The sequence below is a fragment of the Parabacteroides sp. AT13 genome, assembly GCF_002272965.1.
Classification (GTDB): Bacteria; Bacteroidota; Bacteroidia; order Bacteroidales; family Tannerellaceae; genus Parabacteroides; species Parabacteroides distasonis.
In genome coordinates, this window is the sequence record NZ_NQMH01000001.1 from 3,067,182 (window position 1) to 3,089,975 (window position 22,794).

Genomic DNA, 22,794 nt, shown 5'->3' on the forward strand with positions numbered 1-22,794 from the left:
CTCATAGGTAAAAACAAAAAGCCACCCACGCAGAATCTACGCAGATGGCTATGCCTATCAAGTGGGACAACACTTTTATTCCGTTTGTGATAAAGCTAATTTGATAGTTTCTGTTGCTTTCTCCTTTTTCTCATCTACAACCTTGGCATACACTTGAGTGGTTCGTACATTGGTATGCCCCAACATTTTGCTAACGGTATAAATGTCCGTTCCTCCAGCCAGTTGAAGGGTAGCGTAGCTGTGCCTAAAGCAATGGAAGGTAATGTGCTTGGTAATTCCGGCAGCTTCAACCCATTTTTTAACAGGGCGATTTATCCATGATGGGTCAGGTAATCCGGCAAACACTAATAATTCTCCTTCTTTTTGCTCTCCGCAAAGATTATATGCTTGCTCTGAAATTGGCATATACTCAACACCTTTTGTCTTTTGTTGCGTAAAGTTCAGCCGATAACCACCATTGAATTGTTCCACCTCCGACCATTTCAATTTCTGAATGTCGCAATGTCGGATTCCTGTTAATGCTGAAAAGAGTGCGGCTCGTTTCAATAATGGGTCACACGGAGTTTGTGCCAGTCGGTTCAACTCTTCTATTGTCAGGTATTCTCTGCGACTCTCCCTTTCCTGAATGCCTTTGACTTTCGCTGCAATATCAATAGTCAGATAGCCATCTATAAAGGCTTGTTTCAATCCTGCCTTGAAAATTGAGAAGTATGTTGATGCTGTATTTTGAGAAATTGTACCTCGTTTAGTACCACCTTGCGGTGCGTTCATTATGAATTGACGGAACGATTCAACCAGCTTTAAGTCTATCTGCGAAAAGAGAATGGTATCACTTTTTGCAAATATCTTCAGTAACTCATGTACTCGCCTCCAATTGACAATAATAGAATCGGAACTATGGGCATGTCTTGTTCGTTGCACATGGTCGAAGTACTCAATAAAATTACTTCGGGAGCGTTCCAACTGCTCCGCCTGTTCTGCATCGGTATCGGCATATAAAGCTGCATTGTCGTATTCCTTTTGTCTTAGGCTTCTGACTTTATCGGCATAGATACATGATTCTTGGTCTAATTGCGACTTGCATTGAATAACACCGTTTAAATCTCGCTTCGGCTTATAAGTAGTTTTGCCTTCGGCATTAGTCCTTGCATTGCGTGATTTATCCCAAATAGGTGTTGTAATGGTACGATTGAGATATTCACGCACTCTTTGTGGCGTATGTTTTCCAGATTGGAATACAGGATAAGATTCCACATAAAGATACCATTCATCACGATATTCAGACTTGCGGAGCTTTACCGACACACGTGTATTAACTAATGCTTTCTTCATCGCTTCATATCCTTGACATAGTAATTACTTTCACTTAGATTGTTTAATCATATTGCATATAGCTTCTGACAAATCTTGATCAGAATTATCTTTCCCCCAAATACTCCAGAAAGGAACTGTTTGACTTGATGGTTTGATTGAAGGTTCATTTATTTTTACTCTAGACGGTAATAATGTAGCATCACCAACAATAATTGCTTCTGCGATGTCAAGCAAAGAAAGATTGTCGGCAATATTACCAAGATTATCTGGTAGTAGTCGTTTAATCACATTTTGATCATCCACATTTGTAAGTCGAAGACTAATAAAATTATTACATTGGCTTAGTACTGTACGATTTACTTCTGAAGGTCTTTGACTGATTATCACAAGACCAACTCCATATTTTCGTCCTTCCTTCGCTATTCGTTCAAAACTTTTCAAACCTATTTCTGCAACAGCATCTTGTGAAATAGATTGCTGAACATATAAGTGTGCTTCATCACATAATAGTGCTATTGGATGACGATGTTCCATTGAACTCCATTGTTGAACAGTAAATACAATTCTTGCCAATAGACCAATTACTAAAGGAAGTACATCTGATGGTACTTCTGACATATCTATAACCTTGACCCCACCATCAGCCTTCATCAGAACTCTGGCGAAATCTTTGAGCCAATTTTGCGATTTTTCTTCTGTTTGTAAACTGAACATAAATCCCATTCTCTTATCTGAAAGTTTATTCTCCAGTCTTTGATTGAACCGTGTTAACTTCCCATTGTATGGGCCTAGCTTTTCAGAACCGGCTCTTGCACCAGGTACCATTTCTTCGTCTTTGGACTTTAGCCGAGTTAACACTGTTTGCAAGTCGTAAGCTACGGGACTATCAACAGTAATCAGATGTTCATATATTGTTCCTTCTACACCTTTTTCTTTTTCGGCAAGAACTTCACGAGAGAATATCATTGCTTGATTTGGTGCATTTTGGTCACTACGATCTAATAACAATGCCTGCATTTCCTCATAATTTAAGAGCCAATAGGGTACCATAAGTATATTGTTGTTGAGTTTTTCAGAGGTAGCCAAATCTCCTGGTGTTGCAATTTTATATTGTTTGATGCCATCTATTTTGAAATCAGTAGAGGAGTATTCTCCGTGGATATCAAACAAAATTGCATTAGAATGTTTTAATTTAGCCATTTGTTCAACAATACATGCAACACAAAAAGATTTACCACTCCCTGTAGAACCCACAATAGCAGCATGTCGTTGAAATAGTTTATCTCCATCCATATATGCTATAGAACTTTCATCCATTGTATATTTCCCTATTGCAAGAGGACTGATGGAAGTCGCTAATTTGTTGGATATTGTTTGCATGAGGTCTGTGAGACGTGTTCCTTCAATCTTATAACATAAGGCACTTATAGATGGAACTGCACTAACGTTTCTTCTGAACACGTTACTTTGCTCTCCAGCTTTGTCCATAAATTCACCCACAAAAACTAACCTAACTTGGTTAAATGCCGAAGAAGTATCTTCTTCATCCTCGTCATCATTCAAAGTCATATCAGTAGCCTTGCGATAGATTTTTACTATCATTGCTATAATGTAACGACCAGATTTCGGACTTTGAATAGCTATAAGTTGATTAATTTGTAACTGGGACAGAACATCGTCAGAATCTATAATGGCTGTTGCCATACCTGTGTCTACACTATTTATTGAGCCTATTGACTCACCTTTATCATATCTTAATACTATACTTTCCATTTTTTATATTTCCATTAATCCTTCTATAGTCCAATATATTTTGTCATCAACAATTATAGAATCACTATTTGTATGAAAAACAGTACCCTTAGCACCATCACTACAAATAGCGATATAATCATATCCTTTATCTATTACATTTTCTTTTATTGAATTTGTAATTTCTTTGGTAACAATCAGTATTTTTGCCTTTCTCTTTTTGGCATATTTAAGCAACATTTCTTGAACATGTTTGTCATTAAAACCATAACCAATACAAACATAGTTTTGGGCACTTTCAAAGATTTTGTCCACAGCTGATAAAAGTTGTCTATGTGGTTCCTCTTGAGTACGTTCGTATTTATTAGTTCCTGGAGTTACGATACATGGTGTAAACCCTAATGGAATATTGACAGAATTGGGGATATTGCAAATGATTCCATCTCTCCTATACCAGTCTAGGGAACCGTGAACTTTCAAGATATTAATAAATCCAGTATAATCAGCCTCCGGCTTTTTAGGATTTAGCATAATATTATCTTTTAACTTTCCCATCAGTCCGTGAGTAAAACCTATATTAATGTAAGCGTCAGTTTGACAAGCTGCATACTCGGCAATCCTATCATAATTGGTTGAGATTACATTTAGCGTTTTATTCGGATCTCCATATATAATATAATCAAATAGTTGTCTTAGATTAATATCTTCTCCACTTATAAACCTTTCATAGACTTTTGCATCGGATTCAATAATAACCTTCCAGACAATATTTACTATATCTGCTTCAACAATTTCAGGAACCTTAACATCCAGCAATGCAGCTTCCAAACCTACACCTGAATCTAAAAGCTTTATGAAATCACTAACGACATCATTAGTAGCTGTATCATAATATGGATTTGATTTAAAGAAGTTTTTTAACTCATTTGCTAAAACACCCATTCCTGGTATGCCATAGGAAACAGATGCTCCACTTCCCAATACAATTACAGGATTGGAACTTCGTATGTTTTGAATATCTTGAAATATGTCTTTCTTTTCCATATTCATTAAAAACATTTATTTGATAAAAATCTCAATTAAAGTACTACGTTGTATGCATTTATGCGAATTTCTATCGTTGTGCAATTACTTAGTTGAGATATTTAATCGATACTCATGTACTAATGCTTTCTTCATCGCTTCACACCTTTATATAGATTATCAATTTCTTTCTTTGGTACATAAACAAAGTTACCTATCTGTCTGGTAGGAATGGAATACTTGCGTATATGAAGGTAAACAGTGCTTTCATTCACAAGAAACTTTTCTGTGATTTCGCCAATAGTATAACAGTCCTTTGGCTCCAGACTATACAGCTTGGCAATAGGCTTTGGCTTTGTGAGAGTTTTCTTTCGGAGAGGATAGAGTTTCATCAATTCTTCTTTTGATAGTAAAGTCTGCCTTTCTCCGGCATTCACACTTGGGATTGTACCCTTACGAATTAAACGATAAAGAGTTTCCTTGCTTATGCCAAACAAAGCGTATGCTTCAGGAACTGTGATATACTCTTTGGACTTGGGTATCTTCTTAACCACTTCGTCCAACCTTTGCAATCTCTGTTCTTCATCCTTACGCCTTTTCCACGCAATCTTGGAACATTTGGGAGTGCAATACCACGATTCAATGGTTTTAGCTACAAAGGTTTCTCCACAAACCTTGCATTGACGTGTTATTTCAAATTTTGCTGCTGGCATAACCTACATTTTACTTATATTCTTCATTCTCAATACCGCTGTTTTTATAGATGTCACATTATCTACTTTTAAGTGTCGGTACAATTATGGTACAAATATATAATAAAAATCCGAATAACAAGCAAAGTCAAGGAAAAGTGATATAAAAAGAAATAGGGCATAACTCATTGAGTTACACCCTGCATTCCTATTTTTAGTTATCGTTGTTTATCGCAACTTATTTCACTTCCTCAAAGTCAACGTCCGTAACGTTACCGTCTTTGCTGTTGTTGCTGCTACCTGCATTACCGCCAGCTTGTTGACCACCGAAGTTAGGATCTGCTTGCGGACCGCCTTGAGCGCCGCCACCTTGAGCGTTGTACATTTCTTGGCTAGCTGCTTGGAATACGCTGTTCAATTCTGCCATAGCAGCATCGATACCTGCGATATCCTGAGCCTTATGAGCTTCTTTCAATTTGTTCAAGGCACCTTCGATCGGAGCTTTCTTGTCTGCCGGAAGCTTGTCGCCAAGATCTTTCAATTGTTTCTCGGTCTGGAAGATCATGCTATCCGCTTGATTCAATTTATCGATACGCTCTTTCTCTTTCTTATCGGCCTCTGCGTTTGCGGCAGCCTCTTCTTTCATACGCTTAACCTCATCATCGCTCAAACCGCTGGAAGCCTCGATACGGATACTTTGTACTTTACCGGTTCCTTTATCCTTGGCGGATACGTTCAAGATACCGTTGGCGTCGATATCGAATGTAACCTCGATCTGAGGGACACCACGTTGTGCGGCAGGTATTCCATCTAGGTGGAAACGACCGATAGACTTGTTATCTTTAGCCAAAGAACGCTCACCTTGCAAGATGTGGATCTCAACAGAAGGCTGATTGTCTACGGCAGTCGTAAATGTCTCGGACTTCTTGGTCGGGATGGTCGTGTTAGACTCGATCAATTTAGTCATTACACCACCCATTGTCTCAATACCTAAAGACAGCGGAGTAACATCCAACAGCAATACGTCTTTAACCTCACCTGTCAATACACCACCTTGGATCGCTGCGCCTACGGCTACTACTTCATCCGGGTTAACGCCCTTAGACGGAGCTTTACCGAAGAATTTCTCAACGATAGCCTGTACAGCCGGGATACGAGTAGAACCACCTACCAAGATCACTTCGTCGATATCAGAAGTTGATAAACCTGCGTCTTTCAAGGATTGACGGCACGGTTCGATACATGCTTGGATCAGACCGTCAGCCAATTGTTCGAATTTAGCACGAGTCAAAGTCTTAACCAAGTGCTTTGGAATACCGTTTACCGGCATGATATACGGCAAGTTGATCTCCGTGCTAGTCGTACTTGACAACTCGATCTTCGCTTTCTCGGCAGCTTCTTTTAAACGTTGTAAAGCCATCGGGTCTTTACGTAAGTCTACGCCTTCCTCTCGTTCGAATTCTTCAGCCAACCAGTCGATGATTACGTGGTCGAAGTCATCACCACCTAGGTGAGTATCACCGTTTGTTGATTTTACCTCGAATACGCCGTCACCTAACTCAAGGATGGAGATATCGAATGTACCACCACCTAAGTCGAATACGGCGATCTTCATGTCTTTGTTCGTCTTATCCAAACCATAAGCTAAAGAAGCGGCAGTCGGTTCGTTTACGATACGGCGTACGGTTAAACCTGCGATCTCACCAGCCTCTTTCGTAGCCTGACGTTGAGCGTCACTAAAGTAAGCAGGTACTGTGATAACGGCTTCCGTTACTTCCTGTCCCAAATAATCCTCAGCTGTCTTTTTCATTTTCTGCAGGATCATCGCTGAGATTTCCTGCGGAGTATACAAACGTCCTTCGATATCTACACGAGGAGTGTTGTTATCACCACGCACTACTTTATAAGGAACGCGATTGATTTCCTTTTGTACTTGGTCATAAGTTTCACCCATGAAACGTTTGATAGAGAATATAGTCTTTTCAGGATTGGTGATAGCCTGACGTTTTGCGGGATCACCTACCTTACGCTCGCCGCCTTCTACGAAAGCTACGATTGAAGGTGTTGTTCTTTTACCTTCGCTGTTCGCGATAACAACCGGTTCGTTACCTTCCAATACGGCAACACAAGAGTTGGTTGTTCCTAAGTCGATTCCAATAATCTTTCCCATGATTGTAAATATTTTAATTGTTATTATTCATCGTCCGTCATCCTCCTTGTTTAAAGGATTCACATAGTATTCAACAAATGCCGTGCCAAAGAAGTTTGGGTTTGAAAATAAATAATACGTGTCATGAATCGTGACATTTTGGCGGTTTGGCAGAATACAGAAAGCCCCGGAACCGTTTTAATAGGCCCGGGGCTTCTCTTGTTATTTGTTGATTATTTCCTTTTCTTCTTTCATGTCAAGCTCATTCTTGTCGGCATCAAAGAATTTGTATTCAAGAAAGGCGAGACTTTGATTGGGAATAACTTTTAAACCATGTGTGTACTTCATTTTCCACTTCATGCTCAAGGGGAACAACCCCTTGTTCACATACGCTGCGACATACGGATGTACATGCAGGGTGAATTTCTTCACGTGATGTTTGTTTACTAAGCAATCTATTTTTTCTTCCAGGCTGTCGGTAAACAGGATGGAAGGCTTAACCGTTCCTGTTCCGAAACAGGATGGGCAGTCTTCTGACGTATCCACGTCCATTGCCGGACGTACCCGCTGACGGGTAATCTGCATCAAGCCAAACTTACTAAGAGGAAGGATATTGTGTTTAGCCCGGTCATTTGCCATTGCCTTTGTCATGTGTTCAAATAGCTTTTGCCGGTTGGCAGCCTCTGCCATATCGATAAAGTCTATGACGATGATACCTCCCATGTCTCGTAAGCGGAGCTGACGGGCGATCTCATCGGCGGCGGCTATATTTACGTCGATAGCTGTCTTCTCTTGGGCATCGCTGCCTTTGGAACGGTTCCCGCTGTTCACGTCGATAACGTGCATAGCTTCCGTGTGCTCGATAATCAAGTAAGCTCCACTCTTGTAAGTGACAGTTCGTCCGAATAGCGACTTGATTTGCTTGGTGACCGCAAAGTTGTCGAAGATAGGAAGCTCTCCCGTATATAACTGTACGATTTCTTCCCGTCCCGGTGCGATCAAGCTTACATAGTCGCGGACATTATTATAGACCTCCTTGTCATTTACATAAATATTTTGGAAAGAGGGGTTGAATATATCCCGAAGCAAAGCTACGGTACGTGCCGTTTCCTCATAAATAATAGCCGGAGCTTTGAGTTTAGGCACCTTCACGATATTATCTTCCCATCGTTTCATCAATGTCTTCAATTCATGATCAAGCTCTGCGACACGCTTGCCCTCCGAGGATGTCCGTACGATAACACTGAAATTCTTCGGTTTGATACTTTGGATTAACTGGCGCAAACGGGCTCGTTCCTCGCTTGATTTAATTTTGGTGGAGACAGATACTTTATCGGCGAACGGTATCAGCACGATATATCTTCCGGCAAAAGAAAGCTCGGAAGTCAATCGGGGACCTTTCGTCGAGATAGGCTCTTTAGCAATTTGAACCAACACCTCTTGTCCTACTTTCAGCACGTCGCTAATACTCCCGTTCTTTTCGATCTCCGGTAGAATCTGAGTTTTCGACAGTACCGGCGCCTTTTTGGGATCGCTCAGCAATTGCTTTAAATATTTCTGTTGGGTGTTGAAGTTAGGACCTAAGTCCAAATAGTGAAGAAACGCATCCTTTTTGTAACCGACATCAATGAACGCAGCGTTTAAGCCCGGCATCAGTTTCTTAACCTTACCTAGATAGATATCACCAACAGCGAACGAGACGTTGCGGGCCTCCTTTTGGAGCTCCACAAGGCTCTTGTCCTCCAAGACGGCGATAGATACCTCTTTGGGCTGTACATCAACTACTAATTCACTAATCACTTAAGATGTGTTTTTAAGATCAGACCTTATAAAATACGCAAAGAACAAACTTAAAAGGTCACTTATTAAGTTTGTTCTTTAGAGTTCGTTAGATAGACTTATTTCTTCTTATGTCTATTCTTCTTCAGTCTCTTTTTGCGCTTGTGCGTAGACATTTTATGTCTTTTTCTTTTCTTTCCGCTAGGCATCGCTTTAAAATTTTAAATTAAACGTATAATAATTAATTACTTAACTTCACCAATAAAAGTCTTAGCCGGCTTGAATGACGGAATGTTGTGTTCCGGGATGATGATCGTAGTATTTTTTGAAATATTACGAGCTGTCTTTTGAGCTCTCTTCTTAATAACGAAACTTCCGAAACCTCTCAAGTAAACGTTTTCGCCTTGGGCTAAAGAACTTTTTACGATATCCATGAAGGACTCAACGCTTGCTAGCACTGTCTGTTTGTCGATACCAGTGCTTTTTGAAATCTCGCTAACAATATCTGCTTTAGTCATGTCTATAAATTAATTAATTGATTTTGACCTATTAATTTTTTGGAATGCAAATATATAGCTTTTTATTTAAGTGGAAAAAGAATTGAGCTTCAATTTTTAAATAAAAAGATTCTTCTCGATTCGTAATATATATGTATGTTTGCGGTAATCAAATAGTTATGATGTTGAAAAGTGAGAAAGGGAGCAGTTATGTTACAGTATGAAAGTGAGTTAGAAATCAGCCGGATATTGGTTGAGTGGTATGAAACCTATAAAAGAGAGCTTCCTTGGAGGGAAACGAGAGACCCTTATATCATCTGGATATCGGAGATTATATTGCAACAAACCCGGGTTGTACAGGGATTGGAGTATTTTTTGCGTTTTACCGAACGTTTCCCGGATGTGGCATCTCTAGCGGTGGCGGAAGAGGATGAGGTGCTGAAATATTGGCAGGGCTTGGGGTATTATAGCCGGGCTCGTAACTTACATGCGGCGGCTAAATCTATCATGGAGCGGTTTAACGGGGTTTTCCCGGAGAATTATAAAGAGGTATTATCCTTGAAAGGTATCGGGGAGTATACGGCGGCGGCGATCGTCTCCTTTGCTTGGAACCAACCGTGTCCGGTCGTGGATGGAAATGTGTACCGGGTACTTTCCCGTTTGTTTGCCGTAGATACGCCGATCGACACCACGAAGGGTAAAAAGCAATTTGCGGAACTGGCCGGAATGATCTTGGACCCTAAGAACGCAGGGACGCATAATCAGGCGATCATGGAATTGGGTGCTTTGCAATGTGTTCCTCAAAACCCGGACTGCGGGGTGTGCCCGCTAAAAGATAAATGCGTGGCGTTCGCTTCCGGCAATGTGCAAGCTTATCCGGTGAAACAAAATAAGACGAAGACAAGGGATCGTTATTTCCACTATCTATACATTATATATAAAGAACAAACTTGGATGAACAGACGGACGGGGAAGGATATCTGGACCGGTTTGTATGAATTTCCATTGATCGAGACGGATCATGCGATGGATTTTTCCGGTTTGTGTGAGACGCAAGCCTTCCGTAACCTATTGGGAGATGCTGGAAAATTGAGTATCACCCAAGGGTTATCGAATGTAAAGCATACGCTCTCCCATCAAATTTTATACGCTTCTTTCTATCAAATAGAGATAGAGCAGGTTCCGGAATCCTTGGGGAATTACCTCTCTCTGCCTTGTCGGGATATTGAGAAGTATGCCGTTCCCCGGCTGATACATATTTATTTAGAGAAATTAAACGGAAACTTGTGAGAATGATTGAATTTGTGTTTCTTTGTATGGTTATTAAGAATTTGAATTATGTCATTGAATAAGGTTATATTGATCGGCAACGTAGGCAAAGATCCTGACGTTCGCTATTTTGACAGTGGTGCCGCTGTCGCTAATTTCCCGCTGGCAACCTCGGAACGTGGGTATACGTTGGCAAATGGAACGGTGGTTCCGGAACGTACGGAGTGGCATAATATCGTAGTTCGTCGGGATTTGGTTCCTTTCGTGGAAAAATGGGTACGTAAAGGTTCCGGTGTATATGTGGAAGGCAAGATTCGTACTCGTAATTATGATGACCAAAGCGGCGTGAAACGATATGTTACGGAGATCCATGCGGATCGTATCGAGTTTTACAGCACGGGTTCCCGTCCGGCCGATGGTGGAAATACGACTGCACAAGGCGGTAGTATGCAGCCCAATGTGGGACAAGGACAACCGGCTCAACCGACCACGGCGCCAAATACCGCTTATCAACAGCCAGCCGCCTCGCAGCCTAGCGCATTCTCAGAATCCAGTGACGCGGATGATCTCCCGTTCTGATATTGTTTAACTAATACTGTTTCCCTTGGACTCGGACTATTATTTATGGGGCTTATTTGAAAACGTAACGGTGCAGGCGCTGACAGCGGGTCCTGTGATCGCATTAAGCCTCGCTTTTTTACTGCTGTTTGTTTCCGGCTTCGTGTCGGCCTCTGAAGTGGCATTCTTTTCTCTAACCCCGGGTGACCTAAATGAGATCGGGGAAGAGAATCGCCCGGCAGATCCTGTTATCAAACGTCTCCTTGAACGTTCGGAGTATCTATTGGCATCTATATTGATCGCTAATAATTTTGTAAATGTGGCGGTCGTTATGCTGTGTACCTATGCGATTAACGCTTGGATTAATTTCTCGGCCGCTCCTCTTCTAGGCTTTGTGCTTGAGACGATTCTCTTGACTTTCTTGCTTTTACTTTTTGGGGAGATCATGCCTAAGATTTACGCACAGAAGAATTCTTTGCGTTTTGTTCGTTTTTCAGCCTCCGTATTAAGTGGTTTGGAACGCTTCTGCCGCCCATTCTCGAAAATCTTGGTTAATTCCACATCGGTCATCAATAAAGCGTTAGCGAAAAAGAAATATGATATCTCTGTAGATGAGCTTTCTAAAGCGTTAGAGCTAACCTCTACCGAGATCCCGGAGGAGAAGGAGATGCTGGCGGAGATTATCAAGTTTTATAATAAGACCGCTGATGAGATCATGACTCCTCGTCTGGATATGGAAGATATCGAGATCAAGATCAGTTTCCGTGAGGTGGTTGATTTTATTATCAAATCCGGCTATTCGCGTATTCCGGTATATTCCGAGACTGAGGATAATATAAAAGGTATCTTATATATCAAGGACTTATTGCCCTATATTGACAAGCCCGATACATTCCGTTGGCAGAGCTTGATCCGACCGGCCTATTTCGTGCCGGAAACCAAGAAGATCGATGATTTGCTGGAAGAGTTCCGTACCAATAAAATTCATATGGCGATCGTGGTCGATGAGTTTGGCGGTACCTCCGGTATCGTGACGATGGAAGATATCCTAGAGGAAATTGTTGGAGAGATCTCCGATGAGTATGATGAGGATGAGCAACAATTCATCCGTTTAGCAGACGGTAGCTTGATCTTTGAGGCAAAGATATTATTGACGGATTTCTTCCGGGTTATCGATGCCGATCCCTCAGATTTTGGTAAATTGACGGAAGAAGTGGAAACTTTGGCCGGTCTTTTGTTGGAGATAAAAGGGGATTTTCCACGCCGTAGGGAGATTATAGATTTTAAGGAATATCGTTTCCAAGTGCTGGAAGTGGATAACAGGAGGATATTAAAGGTTAAATTTAACCGTATCCTTGAAGATACAGGGAATGATGAGAATGGGAAAGATACGAAGTAAATGTTTATGAAATGGATAGCTGCTGTCATAGGAGGTTCTCTGTTTTTAGGGATATGCTGTATTTCGTGTGTGGAATATACGCCGAAGCCACGGGGCTATGTTCGTATTGAACCTTCGAAGGCACAGTATAAACCGCTTGATCTCAGTTACCTGCCTTTTAATTTTGATGTCTCTCAGACTGCGGTCATAGAGGTTCCGGATCAAAAGAAGGGTGTTACGGGCTTGAATATCTCGTATCCGGAGTTAGAGGCTAAGCTTTATTGCAGCTATTTGCCAATTACTCCCGCGTCCTTGGTGACGGTGGAAACGGAAAGCCGCTCTTTCGTCGCCCGCCTGATAAAGTCGGAGAATCGGATATCGGAGAAAGCGTATTCCAACCCTGCCGCAAACGTTTATGGCTCGTTGTTTCTTCTGGATGGAGAATCGGCTTCTCCCATACAATTCCTGTTGACAGATAGTGTATCGAATTTCTTCCGGGGGGCCTTGTATTTTGACTGTAAACCCAATGCGGATTCATTAGCTCCCGCTATCCAATATATCCGGGAAGATATCATAGAACTTATACAAACTTTTAGTTGGAAAGAATAATATGGCCTTGCTATATAAACAACTCTCGCCGCTGCATGGAGTCTGGAAAATGGAAGAAAGCTCTGATGAGCTTTTGGGGATGCTTGAGCATAAAGCGGACTATTCTTCTTTTTTGGAGCGGGTATCGGCAGAGAAGCGGAGGCAGGAACGTTTCGCCAGCCGGGTGCTTTTAAAAGAGCTTTTAGGAGAGGAGGCAAGGGTTGACTATCATTCTACGGGTGCCCCGTTCCTTGCGTGCGTACCTTTATATATAAGTATATCTCATACGAAAGATTATGTGGCGGTAATCTTGGATAAGCGTCCGACAGGGATCGATATCGAGTATCGTTCGGACCGGATCTTGAAAATACGAAGTCGCTTTATGAATCCGGAGGAAGAGGCGGGTATCGATCTGGAGCATGAGGTCGAGCATCTATTAATCCATTGGTGCGCCAAAGAAACCTTGTTCAAGATAATCGGGCAGGAAGGAGTGGACTTTCAAAAGCATCTTCACGTGAATCCTTTTCCTTATTTATCGAGTGGGACGTTTAAGGGACGAGAAACCCGGACCGAGGCATGCCGGGAATATGAGTTGGCATATCAAGTTACACCGGACTATGTATTGACTTGGTTGAAGTAAGTTAACTTCATACGCTTGTGAAGTTAACTTCATTGACTAACGAAGCTAACTTCATTGGCTCACGAAGCTAGCTTCATCAAATCATGTGGTTGGAAAGATATCGTTCGATCTATTTCTGCCAGATCTCCCAAGCGGCGAAAGCCTGTAATAGAAGCATTTCCAGACCATTTTTCACGACGGCGCCTTTTTCTTTTCCTTTCTTCATGAAAAGGGTCTCATCCGGATTGTAAAGTAAATCATACAATAGATGATTCGGCGTAAGTAAATCGTACGGGATATCCGGACATGAGTCTATATTCGGGAACATGCCTAAGGGAGTCGTATTCACGATCACCGTATATTGCTCCATGGTCTTCGGAGTAATCTCATCGTACGTGATACAAAATTCTTTCGGTTTGCGAGAAACCAGCGTGGCACCAACACCTAGCTGTTTCAGTCCATGGAAGACTGCCTTTGACGCCCCTCCCGTACCAAGGATCAACGCTTTCCGGTGCGTTTCTTTCAATAAAGGATCAATCGATTGCTTGAATCCGATAATATCCGAGTTATATCCTTTCAGTTTAAGTTTGCCGAAAAGACCTTTTGTGAACTTGATGACATTTACCGCTCCGATCTGACGGGCATCGTCATCCAAATCGTCTAAATATGGGATTACTTGTTCCTTATAAGGAATGGTCACGTTTAAACCGTTAAGTTCAGGGTTTTCTTTGATTACGTTCTTAATCTCCTTGATAGAGGGAATCTCGAAATTCAAGTACTCAGCGTCGATCTTCTCCGCCTCAAACTTCTGGTTGAAATACGTTTTAGAAAACGAATGTCCGAGGGGATATCCCAGTAAGCCATATTTCTGCATAACCTTTTTATTGTTTATTCTTTAGATCCTGTATATAATGAACAGATCCCGAAGGTAAAGGTCCGTACACGGGCCTGCTTGAAGCCTTGGCGGGTGAGTAAATCCGTCATGACCTTTCCCTGAGGAACTACCTTGATGGAAGCCGGCAAATAATTATACGCGACTTTTTCTTTAGAGAGTAGACGTCCGATAAAGGGGATGACGGTCTTTGAATAGATCTGGTAGAGTTGTCTCATGGGAAAATGTTCCGGTGTGGAAAGTTCCAAGATCATGATATGTCCACCGGGTTTCAGCACCCGGTACATCTCTGAGATACCTTGCTCTATGTTCTCAAAATTACGAACCCCGAAAGCGGCGGTTACGGCATCGAACGAGTTTTCCTCGTAGGTCAAGGCCGTACAGTCCTGTTGCTCGAAGGATATATGCTCCGAATAACCGGCGGCAGCTACTTTTTTCCGTCCCACTTCCATCATGCCTAACGAGATGTCGGCACCGACGATATGGTCGGGTCGCAGCTTTTTGTACATGGAGATAGCCAAGTCTCCGGTACCGGTAGCGATATCCAGTATCGTTTTAGGAGAGAAAGGACGCAGGAAAGCGATCCCTTTCCTGCGCCATATCTTGTCGATACCAAATGAGAGAGTATGGTTGAGTTGATCATACGTTTCGGCTATCGAGTCGAACATACGTTTGACTTGCGTGCCCTTTTGTTCCTCTTTGTTATAAGGAAGTATTGTCTCTGAACCATACTGTGTCATGTGCGGTATCTTATTTATTCTGTAAATATTCAGTAACGTTTTTCTCGATGCGGTTCAGCAAGTTATCAGTCTCGCCTTTTACGAAAGTCTCCCCTGTGATATGCTCGAACAATTCGATATATCGGTTGCTGATTCCTTCTACGATCTCCGGTGTCATTTCAGGAACTTTCTGTCCGGATTTACCTTGGAAGCCATTTTCCATCAACCATTCGCGGACGAACTCCTTGGAAAGTTGCTTCTGCGGTTCCCCTTTGGCGAAACGATCCTCGTATCCTTCTGAGTAGAAATAACGGGAGGAATCCGGAGTATGGATCTCGTCGATCAAATAGATCTTGCCGTCACGATGACCGAACTCATATTTCGTGTCAACCAAGATCAAGCCACGTTCCTTAGCGATCTCGGTACCGCGTTTAAACAAGGCCATCGTATATTTCTCAAGAACCTCGTAGTCCTCTTTAGAGACCAAACCTTTAGCGAGAATCTCCTCTTTAGAGATATCTTGATCATGCTCTCCGATCTCAGCCTTTGTGGTCGGGGTGATGATGGGTTCGGGGAAACGTTGGTTCTCACGCATACCCTCCGGTAGTTTCACGCCGCAGATCTCACGTACACCGCTCTTATAAGCACGCCATGCGCTTCCGCACAGATAACCGCGTACGATCATCTCAACCGGGAAACCTTGGCATTGAACGCCAACCGTTACCATCGGGTCCGGAGTAGCCATTTTCCAGTTCGGACAAATATCAGTCGTAGCGTCAAGGAACTTGGCGGCGATCTGGTTTAACATTTGTCCCTTGTAAGGAATACCTTCCGGCAAGATAACATCGAAAGCGGAAATACGGTCTGTAGCGACCATTACCAATACCTCGTCATTGATGTTGTACACGTCGCGTACTTTCCCATGGTATACGCTCTTTTGTCGCGGGAAATTGAAGTCTGTTTTAACTAATGCCTTCTTCATGACTCTTACTTTTAGTTGTTGTCTATATTCGTTTTCTTCTCTTTTGCCTCTTTGATCTCTTTCTTCCGTTTATCATCGAACTTATCATAAGCCTCTACGATTCGTTGGACAAGTTTATGCCGGACAATATCTTTCTTGGTGAACTCGATCTTACCGATCCCGTTTACGCCCTTCAATATTTGCATGGCCTGTATCAATCCGGACGTGGTAGAAGGCGGAAGGTCTATCTGCGTGACATCTCCGGTGACGATCATCTTGGCGTTCATACCCAAGCGGGTCAAGAACATCTTGATTTGATGCGTCGTCGTGTTTTGCGCCTCGTCCAATATAATGACGGCGTCGTTCAAGGTACGACCGCGCATAAACGCTAGCGGGGCGATCTGTATCACGTTATTCTCCATATATTCCTTCAGCTTGGCTGCCGGTATCATATCCTGCAAGGCATCGTAAAGCGGTTGCAGATAGGGATCTAGCTTATCTTTCATCTCACCCGGCAAGAAACCCAGTTTTTCTCCGGCTTCCACGGCGGGACGGCTTAAGATGATCTTCCGTACTTCCTTATTCTTTAATGCTTTTACGGCTAAGGCGATAGCGACGAATGTTTTACCCGAACCGGCGGGTCCTGTGGCGAAAACCAGATCGTTGTTCTCGAAAGCCTTTACCAATAACTGTTGATTCTCGGTACGTGCGGTAATCGGCTTGCCATTCATGCCGTGGATGATCAGGTTCTCCTGCTTCACGACCGTGGGACCTTTCCCTTTTATAATATCCAGAATCACGTCTTCGGAGAGCGAGTTAAACTCCTCACAGTATTTTTCCACCTCACGGATTTTCTTGAGAAAAAGCTCGGACTCATCCTCATCTCCAATCACTTTCATCACATTTCCACGGGCAACGATACGCAATTTCGGAAACAATGTCTTGATCAATTGCATATTAGAGTTATTCACACCGTAGAAAATTACCGGGTCTACGCTTTCAAGAATATAAATTCTTTCAATCATCCGCTATTCCTTTTATTAAATTACGCTTCAAAAAGATGTGCTATTTTTTATTATTCGAATCAAGTTACAAAATTAGTAATATTCTTTATCCATTGATGCAAAGGGAGAAGTTTTATTTCACGGGAACACATCTTTCAGCCGTCCGTCTACCATTTAGAGAAAAACTAATTGGAGTTAAGGGGGAATTTCGGATTTTTCCGTATGTTTGTCAGGCAAAACGAAGGAAATGAAGATGAAGACTGTGTTTAATGTGATGTTGTTGCTGGTCGTGATCGTGTCGGCGACGGCTTTTTCTTCTTGTAAGGAGAAAAGAGGTGAATTGAAGAAGATTTGGTACAATGGAAGCTATAATCGTGATTTTAATGATTTGAATGACGTTCATTTGTCCGTTGCGAAGAAGATCGGCATAGAGCCTGTCTCTTCGAGGGAAGGAGCGGAGCACGCCTCCCGGGATATGGTGGAGATCAAGACGAATGACTATTACGAGGTAGAGGAGTTGACGCACTCTATTCCGTATTTGGTGCCGGAAGCCGCTAATCTGCTGGAGGATATCGGGAAAAACTTCCAAGACTCATTGAAAAACTTGAATGCTTCCATTTATAAAATAAAGGTAACCAGTGTAACCCGTACGGTTGCCGATGTCAAGAAATTGAGAAAAAGGAATACGAACTCTTCTCTCAACTCTGCCCACCAATACGGAACTACGTTCGATGTATCATGGGTACGCTATACTAAGATAGATGAGAAAGATACCTTAAATATTGATAAGGACCGCTTGAAAATGGTGCTTGCCTCCGTGCTTCGTGATTTGCGCAGGGCGGATCGTTGCTATATCAAGCACGAACGCAAGCAAGGGTGTTTCCACATTACGGCTCGTGAGTTGTAATTTGTTCCAGCGCTTTCGTATAAACCGATTTGTCGTATCCGGAGAAACAGCACATCGTGACTTGCTGGATTTCCGGATTCTCTTTTAGGAAGGTATCGATCGTGCGGATCGCTATCTGTGCCGCCTCCTCGATAGGATAGCCATATACGCCGGTGCTTATTGATGGGAAAGCGATTGTTCTCAGTCTGTTCTCTTTCGCCAATCGCAAGGAGTTTCGATAACAATTTTCCAGTAGCTCCGGCTCTCCGTGTTGTCCGTTTCGGTAGATGGGACCGACGGTGTGTATGACATGACGGGCTTTCAATCGATAACCTTTCGTTATCTTCGCCTCTCCGGTCGGGCATCCTTGTAAAGTCCGGCATTCGTCAAGGAGTTCCGGACCGGCGGCCCAATGGATGGCACCGTCTACGCCGCCACCTCCCAATAAGCTATTGTTTGCGGCATTTACGATGGCGTCTACATCCAATGTCGTAATATCTGCTTGTATAGCAATTATTCGTTCGTTCATATCTTTAGTTATTTGTATGTTGGTCCTGTTCATATATATTCTAAATGTGTGCAATATAGCGAAAAAGTTGCTTTGTTTCAAACTTAAAATAGTTGTTTTGAAAGCATGTACGTGTTTTCTAGGAGGGTTAGTGGGGGATTTTGGCTGTATTTTGCAGAGTCAAATTTTTATTGGAATATTTTATAATGTTATTTGGTTTATAAAATAAACTTGTCTATATTTGCGATGTGCAAAGAGTGATGCGCAGCTCCTTTGCATTTTTTTATCTATGGAAGGTTTATAAAATAAACTTGTTTGTAGTAACAGTGATAATAATAAAGAGGAGGATACTAAAATGAGACGAGTTTTATTCATATTATCTTTATTCATGTTGGTATGTGGTTGCATAGAGGCACGTACTATTATTGTAGAGATTGGAAATATACGTGGTAACCATGGGAATATCCTAGTTATGGCTCAGTCAGGAAAAGATACCAAGCCTGTTTATGGCATGGCGAAGTCTGAGAAAGGAAAGGTTACGATCCGACTGGAAAACGTGGATTGGGAAAAGTTTGATCTGTCCGTATTCCATGACGAGAACGAGAATTGGCAAATGGATATGCTGGAAGGAAAAGGGCCTGCGGAAGGATATGCGTTGAAAAGTTGCGAGGTGAAGGATAAGGAAGCGACTTTCAAATTAAAACTGTATTATCCGGTAAATCAATAGAGCCATGGTACGGTTTTTACTGCTATCGCTTTGGATTTTGGCGATAGGCGGGGGTAGTGCTCAAAAGATCTCGGGACAAACGGTTTATAAAGCCCATGTTTCCGATGCGGAGGGAAATGCCGTGGAATATGCGACCGCTGTGCTTTTATCGGGAGAAAAACAGGTAGGGGGTGCCGTGGCCAATAGTGATGGCGATTTTAGCATGGAGGCGGAGGCTGGGAAGTATAGGCTTGTTGTTCAATGTCTCGGATACGAGCCTTTACGGAAAGAGCTGATCTTACCGATAAAACGGCGGGATTCCTTGATTCTAGATCTATCGAACCGTGTTCTGAGGGAAGTCGTTGTTCGAGCGAAGAATATAGAGCGGAAGGCGGACCGCTTTATCATGTCGGTCATGCCATCTGCCGGAAAGGATGGTACGGAATTATTATCGCAGGCACCGGGTGTGTGGCTCTCGGATGGAACGATCTCGATTAATGGGGCGCAAGGGGCGAAGGTGTTTGTGGATGACCGTGAGATTCGTTTAACGGGAGAGGAGCTACTGGCTTATTTGCGATCTTTGAAATCGGAGGATATAAAAAGGATTGAGGTAATACCGATCGCGGGAGTTGAGTATGAGGCCTCAACTAAGGGTGGAGTGATCAAGATCTCATTGCGGCAACGTCCGGATAACGGTATGCAAGGATATGTATCTTTAGGTACGTCATTGTCTCCATCTTTACAAGGGTATATTCCATCGGCGTCCGTAAATGCACGTGTCGGGAAATGGAGCTTGAATGGAGCGGTATCGGGTACTTTTACTCCCCGGGATAAAGGAGAGATGAACTCCAACAGGGAATACGGAACGGTGGGGAATAAGTTTGTGTCTCAATCTTTGTATGATACGGATTCCAAATATGGGAATGGACGTGTCGGGGCTATTTTCGAGATCGATTCGCTGAATAGTGTCGGAGCTGAGATCGAATATATCAATCAAGCTTCGGACGGAACATCTTGGAGTCAAACGGATTTAGTAAAGAACTCTTATCCTATGAAGAGTACGGGGAATTATCGACAGAAGGATGATTATAACACGTTTTCCGCTACGGTCAATTACTTACGTAAAATGGATGAACAAGGCTCGATATTTAAGGTCATAGCCGATTTCGTAAATAAGCGATCAACCGGGGATAATCTCCATACGATCCGTTATGAACAATCTAATTGGAGCCGTGATACGGTTTACCGGAGTCATGCGGCGGCGGATTATGATATGGCGACAACCGATATTTCTTTCCAAAAGAATTTGCGTGAAAAAATGTCTTTGAAAATCGGGGCTAAATATACCTATACGTTGATGGATGATCATTCCTTGTACGAGGGTTTAAACTCTAGTGGGAGTTGGATTCCTAATGAGGAATATGGATATACCTTGAGATATAATGAAAACATTGTAGGAGCTTACGCCTCTTTCTCTACGGAGATCAAGAACTGGTCGTTCGTTGCGGGGGTACGTGCGGAATATTCCAAGACGTCGGATAGAAGTGAGGATTTTAGTCGGGATTATCTGGATCTTTTTCCGAACTTGAACGTGACCTATGCGTTCGATCCCATCAAGAGGTGGATGCTGGTAGGGCAATATGCTCGTAATATCGAACGTCCTCCGTTCTATACCTTGAATCCGAATCGTATACAGAGTTCGGACTATAGTTATCAGATCGGGAATCCTTATCTGCGTCCTACTTATATCAATCGTTTCAGTGTAACGTTGGTTTATAATTATCGTTATACGGTGACTGTAGGAGGAAACTTGCACCACGACTTGATCCGGGAGTTCTGTAAACAAGATGTGGCGAATCCCGATGTATCCTATATCACGTATGAAAATCACGATCGGGAAAACCATTGGTTTGTAGCGGTCAGCTTGCCGTATCAACCCTTTACTTGGTGTAACTTGACAGGGAATTTCATAGGCGTACGGCAGGATATCCGGATGACGGAATTGTCTTCTTTCTCGTCTCATTATTTAGGGTTTGCCAATGCGATCGCTACCTTTACGCTGCCGGCAGGTTTTACGGTGGAGGCCCGGTATAGTGGAACGAGCCGGCTATATTCCGGTAATAGCGAGGTCGCCCCCCGGCATACGGTTGGAGTAATGGCGAGAAAGAAATTCTTGAATGATAAGCTATTGTTGGCAGTTTCAGTCGATAATATCTTTAACCAAGCCAATGAGTACGCCAGTACGTTGGATGTTTATCGAACATCATCCCGTTATGAAAACGGATTTACAGGAAGGGTCTTTAAGGTTGCGTTGACATGGAATTTCAATAGCGGAAAGAAAGTAAGGAAGAGTAAGATTGAGATCGGTTCCGAACGGAGTCGCCTGAATGAAAAATAATAACCGAAAGGTTGCTCAGAAATACCAATGGCCTTATCTTTGGATACGTATTTACATTTTCACATTGGATGAAGAACAAGATAAAATAAATACAGTTATGGAAGATAGAAAATTATCAGAAAAAGAAAGTCTGGATATTATCACTCAGATGATCAACTCCAGCAAGCGAAATATGAAAGTAGGGAGTGGCAATGTGTTGCTTTATTGGGGGTATTTTACCGTGCTCTTATCGGTCGTGATATCCTCTTTGATAGTGTATACGCAAAATTATATTTGGTCTTGGGGATGGATGCTCATGTTTGCTGTCGGACCGGTTATTTCATATAAGCAAAGAGGTTGCGAGCCGGCCGTGGTGACTTATACGGATAAGACGATCTCCAGTGTATGGCAAGTGTTTGGCTGTATGTTTGGACTTACGTTCGTCTTGATCGCGGCGTTTTGCGTGCTTTATGAACAATCCGTCAATTTTATATTAATGCTTCCTTTATCGTTATTATATTGTGGGTTGGGGGTGTCGATAAATGGCATTATCTTGCGGGAGAAATGGATGATTTACTCTCCGGTAGTTGCTTTCGTCTTAGTTATCTACATGCTGATGAGTTTGATAAATCATGGTCCTGTCACGGTCTTGTGGTATTTGTATTTTGGCCTTTCATTTGTGGTAATGATGATTATTCCCGGGCATATTCTTAATAATAAAGCTAAAAAACAATGTTTAAAGAATTAGATCCTTTATTGCATTCCCAACTCCGGCTAGCGGTGATGTCCATTTTACTATCGGTGGAGGAGGCGGAGTTTGTCTATATCAAGGAGAAGACGAACGCTACGGCGGGAAATCTCAGCGTCCAGTTGGACAAACTTAATGAAGCTGGTTATATCGAGATCGAGAAGGGGTTTGCCGGGAAGAAGCCCCGAACGGTTTGCCGGATCACAGACAAAGGACGCTTGGCGATGGAGGAGTATGTGAATACATTAAGACAATATATTAATATTTAGCTTGTACCATTCTTAGGGCACGCTTATGCCACCGTGATGGCACAGCTATGCCATAAGGATGGCACAAGTGTGCCACTAGGATGGCACGGCTGTGCCACGCCTATGG

At 42.6% G+C, this 22,794-nt stretch carries 22 protein-coding genes; 10 read left to right on the forward strand and 12 right to left on the reverse strand.

Translation table 11 applies throughout. The annotated features are described in order from the left end of the window. Positions 1–75: 75 nt before the first annotated feature. From CI959_RS12840 to CI959_RS12870, 7 genes are all read right to left on the reverse strand, one after another. Complete coding sequence (locus tag CI959_RS12840) at positions 76–1,332, reverse strand: site-specific integrase (RefSeq protein ID WP_057258660.1); 1,257 nt, start codon at positions 1,330–1,332, stop codon at positions 76–78. A 30-nt stretch (positions 1,333–1,362) separates the two neighbouring features. Then, positions 1,363–3,087 (reverse strand): ATP-binding protein, encoded by a 1,725-nt coding sequence (locus CI959_RS12845; RefSeq protein WP_007571753.1) that lies wholly within the window; start codon positions 3,085–3,087, stop codon positions 1,363–1,365. Positions 3,088–3,090: 3 nt separating this feature from the next. Continuing rightward, positions 3,091–4,110, reverse strand: a complete 1,020-nt coding sequence (locus CI959_RS12850; protein WP_224262865.1) for an SIR2 family protein — start codon at positions 4,108–4,110, stop codon at positions 3,091–3,093. A 131-nt stretch (positions 4,111–4,241) separates the two neighbouring features. Then, positions 4,242–4,802 (reverse strand): helix-turn-helix domain-containing protein, encoded by a 561-nt coding sequence (locus CI959_RS12855; RefSeq protein WP_007571755.1) that lies wholly within the window; start codon positions 4,800–4,802, stop codon positions 4,242–4,244. Positions 4,803–5,019: 217 nt separating this feature from the next. After that, positions 5,020–6,951, reverse strand: a complete 1,932-nt coding sequence (dnaK, locus tag CI959_RS12860) for a molecular chaperone DnaK (protein WP_005864708.1) — start codon at positions 6,949–6,951, stop codon at positions 5,020–5,022. 201 nt (positions 6,952–7,152) lie between these two features. After that, a complete protein-coding gene (locus CI959_RS12865; RefSeq protein ID WP_005854603.1) occupies positions 7,153–8,730 on the reverse strand; it encodes an Rne/Rng family ribonuclease in 1,578 nt (525 codons plus the stop codon). Positions 8,731–8,954: 224 nt separating this feature from the next. Beyond that, positions 8,955–9,227, reverse strand: a complete 273-nt coding sequence (locus CI959_RS12870) for an HU family DNA-binding protein (protein WP_005854607.1) — start codon at positions 9,225–9,227, stop codon at positions 8,955–8,957. Positions 9,228–9,416: 189 nt separating this feature from the next. Between CI959_RS12870 and mutY the strand changes: the two genes are divergently transcribed. The 5 genes from mutY to CI959_RS12895 are packed head-to-tail and all read left to right on the forward strand — an operon-like array spanning position 9,417 to position 13,639. Then, positions 9,417–10,496 carry an A/G-specific adenine glycosylase gene (gene mutY / locus CI959_RS12875; protein WP_005854609.1) on the forward strand — a complete coding sequence of 360 codons (1,080 nt, stop codon included), beginning with the start codon at positions 9,417–9,419 and terminating at the stop codon, positions 10,494–10,496. A gap of 48 nt (positions 10,497–10,544) precedes the next feature. Then, complete coding sequence (gene ssb / locus CI959_RS12880) at positions 10,545–11,054, forward strand: single-stranded DNA-binding protein (protein WP_005854611.1); 510 nt, start codon at positions 10,545–10,547, stop codon at positions 11,052–11,054. 25 nt (positions 11,055–11,079) lie between these two features. After that, a complete protein-coding gene (gene gldE, locus CI959_RS12885; RefSeq protein WP_005854613.1) occupies positions 11,080–12,432 on the forward strand; it encodes a gliding motility-associated protein GldE in 1,353 nt (450 codons plus the stop codon). A 6-nt stretch (positions 12,433–12,438) separates the two neighbouring features. After that, positions 12,439–13,020, forward strand: coding sequence for a hypothetical protein (locus CI959_RS12890; protein ID WP_005854615.1), 582 nt, complete (start codon positions 12,439–12,441; stop codon positions 13,018–13,020). Between the two features lies 1 nt (position 13,021). Beyond that, on the forward strand, positions 13,022–13,639 hold the full coding sequence (locus tag CI959_RS12895) for a 4'-phosphopantetheinyl transferase superfamily protein (RefSeq protein WP_005854617.1): 618 nt from the start codon (positions 13,022–13,024) through the stop codon (positions 13,637–13,639). A 109-nt stretch (positions 13,640–13,748) separates the two neighbouring features. Here CI959_RS12895 and CI959_RS12900 read toward each other — a convergent pair whose 3' ends face one another. The 4 genes from CI959_RS12900 to CI959_RS12915 are packed head-to-tail and all read right to left on the reverse strand — an operon-like array spanning position 13,749 to position 17,215. Continuing rightward, positions 13,749–14,492 carry a shikimate dehydrogenase gene (locus CI959_RS12900; protein ID WP_005854619.1) on the reverse strand — a complete coding sequence of 248 codons (744 nt, stop codon included), beginning with the start codon at positions 14,490–14,492 and terminating at the stop codon, positions 13,749–13,751. A gap of 14 nt (positions 14,493–14,506) precedes the next feature. Then, positions 14,507–15,250, reverse strand: coding sequence for a bifunctional demethylmenaquinone methyltransferase/2-methoxy-6-polyprenyl-1,4-benzoquinol methylase UbiE (ubiE, locus tag CI959_RS12905; protein WP_005864725.1), 744 nt, complete (start codon positions 15,248–15,250; stop codon positions 14,507–14,509). A 10-nt stretch (positions 15,251–15,260) separates the two neighbouring features. Then, positions 15,261–16,211 carry a phosphoribosylaminoimidazolesuccinocarboxamide synthase gene (locus CI959_RS12910; RefSeq protein WP_005864727.1) on the reverse strand — a complete coding sequence of 317 codons (951 nt, stop codon included), beginning with the start codon at positions 16,209–16,211 and terminating at the stop codon, positions 15,261–15,263. 11 nt (positions 16,212–16,222) lie between these two features. Next, on the reverse strand, positions 16,223–17,215 hold the full coding sequence (locus tag CI959_RS12915) for a PhoH family protein (RefSeq protein ID WP_005854625.1): 993 nt from the start codon (positions 17,213–17,215) through the stop codon (positions 16,223–16,225). A 232-nt stretch (positions 17,216–17,447) separates the two neighbouring features. Between CI959_RS12915 and CI959_RS12925 the strand changes: the two genes are divergently transcribed. Beyond that, positions 17,448–18,101, forward strand: coding sequence for a DUF5715 family protein (locus tag CI959_RS12925; protein ID WP_005854627.1), 654 nt, complete (start codon positions 17,448–17,450; stop codon positions 18,099–18,101). Here the strand turns inward: CI959_RS12925 and CI959_RS12930 are convergent. Next, positions 18,082–18,609 (reverse strand): O-acetyl-ADP-ribose deacetylase, encoded by a 528-nt coding sequence (locus CI959_RS12930; protein WP_005864731.1) that lies wholly within the window; start codon positions 18,607–18,609, stop codon positions 18,082–18,084. The two genes, CI959_RS12925 and CI959_RS12930, sit on opposite strands and share 20 nt — an antisense overlap. Positions 18,610–18,943: 334 nt before the next feature. On the opposite strand from CI959_RS12930, the gene CI959_RS12935 reads away from it, so the two are divergent. From CI959_RS12935 to CI959_RS12950, 4 genes are all read left to right on the forward strand, one after another. Beyond that, a complete protein-coding gene (locus CI959_RS12935) occupies positions 18,944–19,315 on the forward strand; it encodes a DUF2141 domain-containing protein (RefSeq protein ID WP_008780144.1) in 372 nt (123 codons plus the stop codon). A gap of 4 nt (positions 19,316–19,319) precedes the next feature. Then, a complete protein-coding gene (locus tag CI959_RS12940) occupies positions 19,320–21,692 on the forward strand; it encodes an outer membrane beta-barrel family protein (protein WP_057317163.1) in 2,373 nt (790 codons plus the stop codon). A gap of 97 nt (positions 21,693–21,789) precedes the next feature. Further along, the gene (locus CI959_RS12945) at positions 21,790–22,419 is read left to right on the forward strand and encodes a hypothetical protein (RefSeq protein ID WP_005854635.1); all 630 of its coding nucleotides are present in this window, start codon (positions 21,790–21,792) and stop codon (positions 22,417–22,419) included. Next, a complete protein-coding gene (locus tag CI959_RS12950; protein WP_009275783.1) occupies positions 22,404–22,688 on the forward strand; it encodes a transcriptional regulator in 285 nt (94 codons plus the stop codon). Before CI959_RS12945 ends, CI959_RS12950 begins: the two co-directional genes overlap by 16 nt. Positions 22,689–22,794: the final 106 nt, after the last annotated feature.